The organism is Streptomyces panacea (assembly GCF_040560175.1).
Taxonomy (GTDB): Bacteria; Actinomycetota; Actinomycetes; order Streptomycetales; family Streptomycetaceae; genus Streptomyces; species Streptomyces panacea.
Genome location: NZ_JARJHW010000279.1, coordinates 1 through 6,598, shown reverse-complemented (window position 1 = coordinate 6,598; position 6,598 = coordinate 1). Strand labels below are relative to the sequence as shown.

7 protein-coding genes are annotated in these 6,598 nt (G+C 71.4%); 4 read left to right on the top strand and 3 right to left on the bottom strand.

Annotated elements, in window-relative coordinates; genetic code table 11:
* Window positions 1-12 precede the first annotated feature (12 nt).
* From P3L51_RS34340 to P3L51_RS34330, 3 genes are all read right to left on the bottom strand, one after another.
* Window positions 13-1,635, bottom strand: a complete 1,623-nt coding sequence (locus P3L51_RS34340) for a sugar transferase (RefSeq protein WP_354609279.1) — start codon at window positions 1,633-1,635, stop codon at window positions 13-15.
* Window positions 1,632-2,825: a glycosyltransferase gene (locus P3L51_RS34335; protein ID WP_354609278.1), complete on the bottom strand. Its 1,194-nt coding sequence runs from the start codon at window positions 2,823-2,825 to the stop codon at window positions 1,632-1,634. The genes P3L51_RS34340 and P3L51_RS34335 overlap by 4 nt, the downstream gene beginning before the upstream one ends.
* Before the next feature lie 93 nt (window positions 2,826-2,918).
* The gene (locus P3L51_RS34330) at window positions 2,919-4,046 is read right to left on the bottom strand and encodes a DUF3344 domain-containing protein (protein ID WP_354609277.1); all 1,128 of its coding nucleotides are present in this window, start codon (window positions 4,044-4,046) and stop codon (window positions 2,919-2,921) included.
* Window positions 4,047-4,274: 228 nt separating this feature from the next.
* Between P3L51_RS34330 and P3L51_RS34325 the strand changes: the two genes are divergently transcribed.
* From P3L51_RS34325 to P3L51_RS34310, 4 genes are all read left to right on the top strand, one after another.
* Window positions 4,275-4,517, top strand: a complete 243-nt coding sequence (locus tag P3L51_RS34325) for a chaplin (RefSeq protein ID WP_354609276.1) — start codon at window positions 4,275-4,277, stop codon at window positions 4,515-4,517.
* Window positions 4,518-4,700: 183 nt separating this feature from the next.
* Entirely contained in the window at window positions 4,701-4,940 is a 240-nt protein-coding gene (locus P3L51_RS34320) for a chaplin (RefSeq protein WP_354609275.1), read from the top strand.
* A 299-nt stretch (window positions 4,941-5,239) separates the two neighbouring features.
* Window positions 5,240-5,908 (top strand): hypothetical protein, encoded by a 669-nt coding sequence (locus P3L51_RS34315; RefSeq protein ID WP_354609274.1) that lies wholly within the window; start codon window positions 5,240-5,242, stop codon window positions 5,906-5,908.
* A 135-nt stretch (window positions 5,909-6,043) separates the two neighbouring features.
* Window positions 6,044-6,421, top strand: a complete 378-nt coding sequence (locus P3L51_RS34310) for a hypothetical protein (RefSeq protein ID WP_354609273.1) — start codon at window positions 6,044-6,046, stop codon at window positions 6,419-6,421.
* The last annotated feature ends 177 nt before the right edge of the window (window positions 6,422-6,598 follow it).

Below are 6,598 nucleotides of genomic sequence, written 5' to 3'. Positions count from 1 at the left end.
GCGTCGGCCACGTCAGCTCCCCGCCGGGCGGACGAGCGAGAGGGTGGTTCGGATGATGATGCACACGTCCTGCCACAACGACCAGTGGTCGATGTAGTGGTTGTCGAATCGGGAGCGGTCCTCGATGGAGGTGTCCCCGCGCAGCCCGTGGACCTGCGCGAGGCCGGTGATACCGACGGGCATGCGGTGACGTGCCGCGTAACCGGGGAGCGTCTTGCTGAAGTTGGCGACGAAGAAGGGGCGTTCGGGGCGGGGTCCGACGAGGCTCATGTCGCCGCGCAGGACGTTCCAGATCTGGGGCAGCTCGTCCATCGACGTACGGCGCAGGAGATGGCCCACCGGGCTCATCCGCCGGTCGTTGGCGACCGACCAGCGGGTGGCCGCCTCGTGGTCGTCGGCCGGGCGCAGGGTGCGGAACTTCAGCAGGGTGAAGGGGCGGCCGTGCTGTCCGACGCGTTCCTGACGGAACAGCACCCCGGGGCCGTCGAGGAGTCGTACGGCGAGCGCGCAGGTCAGCAGCACCGGGGAGATGGCGAGCAGGATGGGGGCCGCGACGGCGACGTCGAGCAGGCGTTTGGCGAGGGTGCCGCGGCCCGCGGTGGGCGGGTCGACGCGGCGGCACGTGAAGCCCCAGACGTGCTGCGACATTCCGCGGCGACCGCCGCCACCGCCGACGAACAGGGTGGCGCAGCCGTACTCGTGGAAGAGCGCGACCAGCCCGGACCGGTCGGCGTCGGGCCCGGTTCCTGTCGTGCCTCTCGTATCCCTCGTCCCGTCGACGAACACCGCCTGCTGGACGCCGTTCTGGATGACGGCGCGGTGGATCTCCTCGATGGTGGTCAGCACGGGGAGCGCGGGAGCGAGGTTGTCGGCGTCCGCGTCGGCGTCCGCGTCGGAGGGGTGGCCGTCGCCGCGTACGGGGGCGACGATCCCGACCGGCCGCAGGCCGTACTCGGGGTGCCGGGCGTAGAGCGCGGCGAGCCGTCGCCCCGCCGGCCCCGTGCCGACGATCAGCGCGGAACTCAGCCGGTCCCGCGCGGTGCGCCGCCGGTGTCCGTGGACGACCGCCCGACAGCAGCAGGCGGCCAGCAACTGCGTGCCGCTCCCGGCCAGCAGTGCGGTGAGGCCCAGCGCGTGCGTCGGCAGGAGCGCGGCGAACAGGGCGGCGGCGGCGCACCACGCGACGAGCACGCGCGCGGCCAGCGCGGGGAGTTCGTCCAGGGCGGTGCGCGGTCCCGACGGGCGGTAGAGCCCGGCGTACGCGTTGAGTGCGGTGACGCAGACGACGAGCTGCGCGATCAGCACCGTGTGGCGCTGTTCGGAGCCGAGTACGACGCTGCTCAGCAGGGCGGCCGCCCAGTCGGCGGCGAGGAGCGGCAGCGCGAGGCGCAGGGGCGCGGCCGTACGGCGGCGGGGCGGCAGCGCGAGGCGGTCGGTCGCGTCGCGCCGGGGCGCGAGCGGGACGAACCCGAGCGGCGGCTGTCCGGTGGCGGTGACCGTCGCGGGACCGAGCGCGCCGAGTCCGCCGGGGCCCTCAAGTCCCGAACCCCGGCCTCGCGGCCCGGCGCCCGCGGCCGGATGCCCTGTCGATCCGCGCCCGGACGGTGCGGGGACGCTGGTGCTTTCCGTGGTCACTGGGCGATCGGCTCCCTGCGCTCGGAGCGCGGCACGGCGGCCACGTCGCGGTACACGTCCGCGATGGCCCTCGTGGTCTGCCGCACGTCATAGGTGCTGAGTACGTGTTCGTGGCCCTGGCGGCCGAAGGTCTCGCGCAGGGGCCGGTCGCGCAGCAGCGCGGTGATCGCGGCCGCCGTCGCGGCGTGGTCCTCGGGCGCGGTCAGACAGTGCGCCCGCTGGCCGGGGGGCAGGCTCTCGCGCGCCCCGTCCACGTCGCTGAGGAGTACGGCGCGCCCGCTGGCCATGGCTTCGAGCGGCGCGACCGCCATGCCCTCCCAGCGGGACGGCAGTACGACGAGGTCCGCGGCCCGGTACCAGGGCACGGTGTCGCGTACGGCCCCGGTGAAGAGCACCGACGGCGGGGCGCTCTCGCGCAGCCGCTCGGCGTCGGGGCCGTCGCCGACGAGTACGAGTCGGGCCCGGGGCACGTCCTGGAGGACCAGTGGCCAGGCCCGTAGCAGGATGTCCTGGCCCTTCTGCCGGCAGAGCCGGCCCACGCACACGACGAGGGGGGTCTCCGGCGGGAGTTCGGCGAGTGGGGGGAGCGCGGCGCGGGCGGGGGCGGTCGAGGCGAGTCCGTCGGCGGTGTCCGCCGGGCGGAAGCGGTCGGGGTCGACCCCGTTGTGGACGACGGACCAGGGCGCCCGGACGCCGGCGCGCTCGCCCCGGGCGCGCTCGGCCTCGCTCACGCAGACGACGCGCGCGGTCCAGCGGGCGGCCAGGCGTTCCCAGCCCCGGGCGAGGGCCGCCGTCCTGCCGCTGACCGCCTCGAACGACCAGGCGTGCGGCTGGAACACGGTCGGGATCCGTCCCCGTACGGCCAGACGTCCGGCGAAGCCGGCCTTCGCGCTGTGCGCGTGCACCACATCGGGCCGGATCCGCCCGACCAGTTCGGCGACCCGCCGGATCTCGGCGGGCAGTCCGAACCCGGGGTCGCGGGTCGCGTGCCAGACCTCGGTCTCGGCGCCCAGCGCGGCCAGCTCGGCCGTGAGCGGCCCCTGGTCGGGACAGGCGACGACGACCCGCATTCCGGCGGTGACCTGCGCGTGCACGAGATCGGCGACGACCCGGCCCACTCCTCCGTCCACCGGCTGGACGAGATGGAGCACGGTGAAGCCGGGACCGGGGCCGTGCCTTGGTGACCGCACGCGCAACTCACTCCACTCGTGGTCTCTGGTGTCGTGGATCGGGCAATCCGTGAAACCCGAAAGCGCTGCTGAAGCGCCGCCGAGTGAGCCGACTCAGCGCCGCGCGTCCACCGCTACGAAAAACGCGCCGAGCCAGATCGAGTCGCGCCCGGTCCGGAAACTTACGTTCATAGTGTCGCCTCCCGGAACGAGTGCTTTACGCAAGTCGAAGACATCGGAGTCATATCCGAGAGTGTTCTTGTAAGCGGGTTGTCGTTTAATCCGATTGGATCCGTGATCGGCGATACTTGAATTCATCACATCACCAGCCGGATTCGCGCTGTCATCGATCGAACGCGCATTCCCGCGCCCCGTCCCGACGGTCAGCGAATCGGCGCCCACCCCGGAGTCCCCGTCGTAGGAGACGATCCCGATGGAGCCCGTACCGCGAGCCGGCGTCGGCAGCTTCCCGAGCTCGACCCGCAGCTCCCGGTGCCGGTCGTCGAGCGTCTCGAAGCCGTCCCAGACCGCCAGATGACGCAGCGGGTCCTCGGGCCTCTCGTACGCGACGACCATCGTCCAGCCGCCCCACGCGCCGGCCGCCGTCCGGCCCATCGCGACATTGATCTGCGCCACCGTGTACATGCCCGAACCCGCTGACCGGACCAGCGGCGTGATGTCCGCCGACGCCTGGTAGGCATCGGCGCCACCGGCCGTACGGTGGCCGATCAGCGTGTCGGACAGGACTTCCCGGTACGCGCCGCCGGGCTCGGCGATCAGTACCCGGCCGTTGTCCCGCGGCGGCTTCTGCTCACCGACGCGAAGGTTCCCGCCCCAGTAGAGCCGGGCGTAACTCACCTCGGCGCCGGCCAGTACGTCCAGCTCGCCCCGGGTCGAGTTGTAGGTGTTCGGGTCCTTGTCGATGTCCGTGTAGAACATGTCGTACTGATCGTTGGACGCCGTGGCGCTGTCCCGCGCGGCGCCGCACGCGGAGGCGGCGGCGGGGCTGACGGGGGTGAACCCGCCGGTGGTACGGCAGGTGATGGCCGAGTTGGCCGCCCGGACGATCCCGCCGTGCTGGACGGCGTGATAGCGCTCGCCGAACGGAATTCGGGTGCCCGCCTCAACGGATGAGGCCGACGAAACAGAGGCCGGAGCCGCCGCCATCGCGGACAGCGTCGCCGTCGCCGTCACGGCGAACAGCAGACCGCGCCTTACAGCATGAACCGCGCTATCGCGCATAGAGACTCTCCGACCCGAAGAATGAATCGACAGTGCACCCTTACAGAGGGCGGACTGAAAATCACGTGAGACGCGCGGACCGTACCAAAGCACAGTCGCTATCCCTGAATCGGGCCGTCCGCAAACCTTGTTTCGCGACCTTACGAACTCTTGGGCGAACCGGCGTTTCCCGAACGGCCCCCGGTCGTTGAGCCTGTCGCACCATTGGTAAATCGAAAGGATATGGTGATGAAGCGAGTCGCCAAGTCGGTCGTCCTGGCAACGTCGAGTGCCGCCCTTCTCCTCGCCGGCGCCGGTATGGCTTCCGCCGGCGGCGCCTCCGCCGAGGGAGTCGCGGCCAACTCCCCGGGCGTCCTCTCCGGAAATCTGGTCCAGATCCCGGTCCACATCCCGGTCAATCTCTGCGGCAACACGGTGAACGTCATCGGCCTGCTCAACCCGGCCTTCGGCAACACCTGCGTCAACGCCTGACCTCTGAGGAAGCTCCCCCGAGCGCTCCTTCAGGCACGGCCGCGGGTCCGGCAGCACCGCTGTCGAACCCGGAACGTTTCTTCACTCATTCGGACCGCAACCGATCAGCACGCACCGCGTTGATCGGTAGTCGGGCAACTGTGCCCGTAACGCCATTCCCTCAAGACCGAGGAGCTCATCCCCATGTCGCGTATCGCCAAGGCTGTTGTTCTGTCCTCCGCGGCCGCCGCCGCCGTCGTCGGCGCCTCCGGTGCCGCCATCGCCGACAGCGGCGCCCAGGGCGCGGCTATCGGTTCCCCGGGTGTCATCTCCGGCAACGCCGTCCAGGTCCCCGTGCACGTGCCCGTGAACGTCTGCGGCAACACCGTGAACGTCATCGGCCTGCTCAACCCGGCCTTCGGCAACACCTGCGTCAACGCCTGACCTCTGACAGCAGTCGGATCTGCCGTCACCCACGGCAAGAGCCGCTCTCCCCGCCGGCGCATTCCGGGGGAGGGCGGCTCTTGCGCTGTGCTCCGCGGTACGAGGGCGGGTCCGGCCACCCTTTCGGCGGCGACACGCGTCCCGGACGAGTGAGAATCCCCGGCGGCCCGGTCCAGGTCAGCGGGGTCGAAGCGGCCGATTGGCGGACACCGGGCGGCGTTCCCGAACAGTTGCGGGCCACGGCCCCGCGACCCACGGTGAAGAGGAAACCCCCCGACATGTTCCGAAAGGACCTTTTCATGCGTTCCCTCGCCTCATCCCGCGCCGCAGCCGCCGCCGTCTGCGCCGCACTCGTCCTCGGCACCGCCGGCACCGCCGTCGCCGCCACCGCTCACGAGACGCCGACCGGTGTCGGTGCCGACGCGGTCCGCGCCCCGGTCGCCGACGCCGAGGCCCTCAAGCAGCAGACGCAGACGCTGGCTTCGCTGTCCAACACCATCACGCCGGTCACCGACCTGCTCACGGCAGTCCTCAAGGCGGACAACGGCCAGATCGCCGCCGCGGACGTCCAGAGGCACCAGGCGGCCATCAAGGAGGCGCTGGACTCGGTGAAGGCCGCCACGCCGGCCAACCCCGCCAAGCCCGCGGGCAACGCCAACCCGGTGAACGCCGTGGGCGCCGACCACAAGGCCCCGGCCGCGGCCGACCTGACGGCCGAGGCCGTCGCCTCCGTACAGAAGGCGACGGACGCGCTGCTCAAGGCGACGGCCACCAAGGACGCGAACGCCGTCGCCACCCAGTCGAAGGCCGTCGTGACCTCGCTGGTCAACCTGGCCACGGCGCTCGTCATGAACGGCAGCCTGCCGGCCCCGAACCTGCCGGGTCTGCCGAAGCTGCCGGGCGCCGAGGCTCCCGCGCCGGCTCCGGAGCTTCCGGGCGTGCCGACGACGCCGAAGCACCAGCAGTAGCGCGTACGCCGCAGCGGCCGTACGGACCCGTCGACACGGGGCCCGTACGGCCGTTCGTCGTGTCCGGCACGGCCGGAGATCGTTACTGAGGACGAAGTCAGTAAGCGAGAACTACCGTTGAGAGAAGGATTCACCATGAAGCCCATGAAGGTCGCCGCGGTCGTCGCCGGTTCCGTGCTGGCGCTGGGTGCCGCCACCCCGGCGTTCGCCGGCGAGAGCCTCCCGATGAGCCTGAACGGCGGACTGGGCAAGGCTGCCGAGAGGGTGACCAACCAGGAGTCGCTCGACCCCCAAGTGGTGAAGACGAACGCGCTGGACCCGAAGAACGACGGCTCGCTCATCAACAGCGTGGGCGACGTGGCCAAGGGCCTGACCGGCGGCGCCAAGGACGGCAAGGGCGGGAAGGGTGGCGGCACCAAGGACGGGAAGGGCGGCAAGGCCGGTAAGGGCGCCAAGGGTGGCAAGAGCGGCAAGGGCGGCGCGATGCTCGGCGGGATCCCGCTCGGCCAGTAGTCCCGGACGGTCACCACTTCCGTACGACCGGCGGCCGCACGGAGTCATCGCACGCGAGTGCGGGCTCCGTGCGGCCGCTTCGGCTTCTGTACGGGCAGGGGCGGGCCGGGGCGGTCAGCTGGTCCAGAAGTCCCACCAGCGGGTCAGGATCAGCATCCCGATGATGCCGATCCACAA

What these genes read in the sequence shown, in the direction of transcription:
- P3L51_RS34330 (WP_354609277.1), bottom strand. Translation starts at nt 4,046, where the DNA reads ATGCGCGATAGCGCGGTTCATGCTGTAAGGCGCGGTCTGCTGTTCGCC.
- P3L51_RS34325 (WP_354609276.1), top strand. Translation starts at nt 4,275, where the DNA reads ATGAAGCGAGTCGCCAAGTCGGTCGTCCTGGCAACGTCGAGTGCCGCC.
- P3L51_RS34320 (WP_354609275.1), top strand. Translation starts at nt 4,701, where the DNA reads ATGTCGCGTATCGCCAAGGCTGTTGTTCTGTCCTCCGCGGCCGCCGCC.
- P3L51_RS34315 (WP_354609274.1), top strand. Translation starts at nt 5,240, where the DNA reads ATGCGTTCCCTCGCCTCATCCCGCGCCGCAGCCGCCGCCGTCTGCGCC.
- P3L51_RS34310 (WP_354609273.1), top strand. Translation starts at nt 6,044, where the DNA reads ATGAAGCCCATGAAGGTCGCCGCGGTCGTCGCCGGTTCCGTGCTGGCG.